The sequence below is a fragment of the Ewingella sp. AOP8-B2-18 genome (genome assembly GCF_052376015.1).
Lineage (GTDB): Bacteria > Pseudomonadota > Gammaproteobacteria > Enterobacterales > Enterobacteriaceae > Ewingella > Ewingella allii.
Window position 1 is genome coordinate 1 of sequence record NZ_JBQSVB010000066.1, and the last position, 529, is coordinate 529.

1 pseudogene is annotated in these 529 nt (G+C 53.7%); it reads right to left on the reverse strand.

The annotated features are described in order from the left end of the window. Positions 1-461 (reverse strand): annotated as a pseudogene (locus tag ACT3RR_RS23160) (IS5-like element IS5B family transposase); the annotation flags it as partial. Positions 462-529: the final 68 nt, after the last annotated feature.

Genomic DNA, 529 nt, shown 5'->3' on the forward strand with positions numbered 1-529 from the left:
TTGGTCGAGCTGGGTGCCTCAATGATGGTGGCATCGACCAAGGTGCCTTGAGTCATCATGACGCCTGCTTCGGCCAGCCAGCGATTGATGGTCTTGAACAATTGGCGGGCCAGTTGATGCTGCTCCAGCAGGTGGCGGAAATTCATGATGGTGGTGCGGTCCGGCAAGGCGCTATCCAGGGATAACCGGGCAAACAGACGCATGGAGGCGATTTCGTACAGAGCATCTTCCATCGCGCCATCGCTCAGGTTGTACCAATGCTGCATGCAGTGAATGCGTAGCATGGTTTCCAGCGGATAAGGTCGCCGGCCATTACCAGCCTTGGGGTAAAACGGCTCGATGACTTCCACCATGTTTTGCCATGGCAGAATCTGCTCCATGCGGGACAAGAAAATCTCTTTTCTGGTCTGACGGCGCTTACTGCTGAATTCACTGTCGGCGAAGGTAAGTTGATGACTCATGATGAACCCTGTTCCATGGCTCCAGATGACAAACATGATCTCATATCAGGGACTTGTTCGCACCTTCC